This is a genomic window from Bathymodiolus platifrons methanotrophic gill symbiont (assembly GCF_002189065.1).
In the GTDB taxonomy this organism is placed as follows: Bacteria; Pseudomonadota; Gammaproteobacteria; order Methylococcales; family Methylomonadaceae; genus Methyloprofundus.
Window position 1 is genome coordinate 1 of sequence record NZ_BDMN01000475.1, and the last position, 2,875, is coordinate 2,875.

The window sequence follows — 2,875 nt, forward strand, 5'->3', positions numbered from 1 at the left end:
ATTAAAGGCGCGAGGGGTTCAACTAGGTAATCAAACAAATTTAGATGAAGCACGGCTAAAGAGCAATGCAATAAACAAGAAGCTAGCCAGTGACTTCGCTAGAACCGTAATCGACATTATCGAGGGGTATCGGATTAAAGGTTTATCAATGGGGAATGTGGCTAATGAATTAAATAAACTAGGCGTAAAAACGAGGCGCGGGGGGCAATGGCACGCATCAACAGTGAAGAATATTATTGACCGACAAAAATAAGCATTTTAGGAGTGGCTAACAAAGCACAAACTTGCAAAAGTAAGATTCCCGCCAATGGCAAGATGTATGCAGGTTGCAGCCTTACGTTTCCAGGATGATCGTGAGGAAATTGTCCACTTTCGTCCAGCTCACCGTTTAACATGGGACGCGCCTCATAACCCATCACCTCTAAAAAATTTAAGGGTATTTTCTATTTTTTCGCGAGTTCATGAGTTTAGCATCGTCAAAGATATGTTCGTTTTCCTTAGTTTGAACAGACGGAACGTTAACTTTAAAATATTGCGCGTTGTCATAAATACCATCTGTAGCAACCTCAATCAGTATGCCAATCATGTTGAGTCGATTATTATCACACAGAGCAACTGAGCTTCCTTTGTCTTTTACATTTTTCCATTCAATATCATGGTGAGATTTTTGCATCCAGACAAAGAGTAATTTATCACCGTAAGCGTATACAAAGTAACCTGAAGGATTTTTCATAGTTGTTTTTCTTATCGTTGAAAGACAATTAGCAAGCTCCTTGCGTTGTTGTTCACCATAATCTCGAATAAGGCTTTCAGCTAATAACCATCCAGGTGATTGGGTCGTGTCTAATGCTTTAAGCAATTTAAAAACCTCATCAGGGAACTCTTGAATCGGCACGGGGTCGGTTTCCCAGCTTTCACTTTCGAAGAATTTGTCAATCAAATCGGACATATCAGTCATAATCATCCAATCATGCTTACCTTCCTTGATCTTTTGATCATATCGGTTATAAGTTATATAAGTTCCAAGGTGAGCGAATTCGTCATACAGATAAGTGTTGCTTATGCCAGCCATAGACTGTCGAAACTCTATATAATGCGAAAATATACCTGGGGTAGGGAGAATACGTTTTAAAACAAACAGATCGTCAATCGATATTGATATAAAAGCATGTTTCCCGAGAATCTTTTTAAACTTGTAAAAAGAAGATAATGGCGCAAACGACTCAACAGTCAGCCCAATAGGTACTATCATACGATAATCTGAAAGACGAACTCGCGCAATCTCTTCATGCTTTCCGTTATCTAAATTATAGAGACATACTTCGTCATCAGAATCTAGATACTTAAAAAAACGCTCGCATTGTTTGTAAGCCTTAATAATTAAGTCGTTTACTGACTGACTGTGTCTCTCAAAATTGAGCGCAGGCGAATCAATAGTAGCTTGCGCACCTGCTTTAGCTTCAATGAGGTAGAGAACATCATCGACTATAACTACGGTATCGTTTTCGACCCATTGTCTAGTATCTGGTTCTTTGTAATACACCTCCTTATAAACTTTTGCTCTAGGAAACTGGTCCCTAAGTATGTCTGGAAACGCTTCTTCACTCATTATTTTCTGGTTTTCTTTGAAAGTCTCCTTGTATTTTGGTTTCCTCTCCAATAATTTGAAAATAAGTGCACGATACCCTGCATCCCGAATGAAACAGGGGTCAATAGCGTAGTACTCCAAACCAAGTTTGATCAAAGGTTTCTTTCGAACGGGTAGTGTCGCATATGGTGTTCCTGCAAAATTATCTTCAGTAAAGAAATCAGTTTCTTCACCCCGTTGATAAGCTAAATCCTCCAATAGGCATGATGGTAATTTAGTATGGCGGCTAACATTGCCGATACCACCTTCAAGTAAGTCGTCGAGAGCTAGATTCTTAGCTTTACGTTTATCTGAATTTATCTGCTCATACATTTCCTTAATATCTTGCTGGGGTTTCCCATGCTGCTCCGTAGCAAAATTTAGATAATCTTTATACTGTTTCTTAAGTATTTCCTGAGCGTTCGTAATTCCCATACGGAAAGCACTAGCTATATCTTGGAATCCTTCCGAAATCTTAGTTGCTCCGACTCCATAGGCGTCTTCAAGAGCATCATTGTGTGGAGCAAGTACGTAGCTGTAGAATTCACCTTCTAAAGCCTGATAACGATTCCCTCGGATGCTAACCCACTTCGATTTTAAGTAAAACTCTATATCCGCCGTATTATCTTTGAAGTGTCTGTTTTCTGTATCAAGAGATGATTCAATAGAGAAGAGCAACGCTTTCTCTTTCAACTCACGGCTAAGTTTTAACAGCTCCTGAACTTTCGCCTCATCAAAAATAACTTCCGCGGGTTCTTCCGCTGAGGCTAGCGTGGCGTGCACGTATTCCAGTAGAAATTGGATATTCCCTACTAAATCATCATCGGAGTCTTTCAGCATACGCGTGTAGATGTATCCAAGGAGTTCTTTAGCCGGCATGCCTAAAATTAGGCTTCGCATATTCAAAGCATGTTTTTTCATGTCTTTTAAATTTGAAAAATTCACCGCATAAAAATCCACCTTCTCTGAGTGACTCTTAACATATTCGTTCCATATTTCTTTACCTTTTAAGAAATGTTTTAAGGCTTTTTTATCCTTGTCATGTATATTCTCATCGTTGATCGCCATAGCTAATCGTCCTATTTTGTTTTTCACGTTCGCATACAAGTAATTTTAGCCCCTGTAATGCCTACAAGGCGCATTTTGCAAGTTTTGACCCGTTCATGTGGGGAATATATTGGCTCCCTACGGGACGTGTTGATAAAGCATGGATAACGAAAAGATGTTATCCACCCCTTACCAACACTA

Annotated in this window: 2 protein-coding genes; one reads left to right on the forward strand and one right to left on the reverse strand. The window is 39.4% G+C overall.

Annotated features, from left to right (window positions below):
* Nucleotides 1–253 (forward strand): recombinase family protein (locus tag CDZ78_RS19520; RefSeq protein ID WP_174664599.1); only part of this gene is annotated, 253 nt, incomplete at its 5' end.
* A gap of 177 nt (nt 254–430) precedes the next feature.
* Here CDZ78_RS19520 and CDZ78_RS19525 read toward each other — a convergent pair.
* A complete protein-coding gene (locus CDZ78_RS19525; protein ID WP_244559302.1) occupies nt 431–2,695 on the reverse strand; it encodes a hypothetical protein in 2,265 nt (754 codons plus the stop codon).
* Nucleotides 2,696–2,875 lie beyond the last annotated feature (180 nt).

Coding starts and splice junctions, on each gene's coding strand:
- CDZ78_RS19525 (WP_244559302.1), bottom strand. CDS start 2,695: ATGGCGATCAACGATGAGAATATACATGACAAGGATAAAAAAGCCTTA.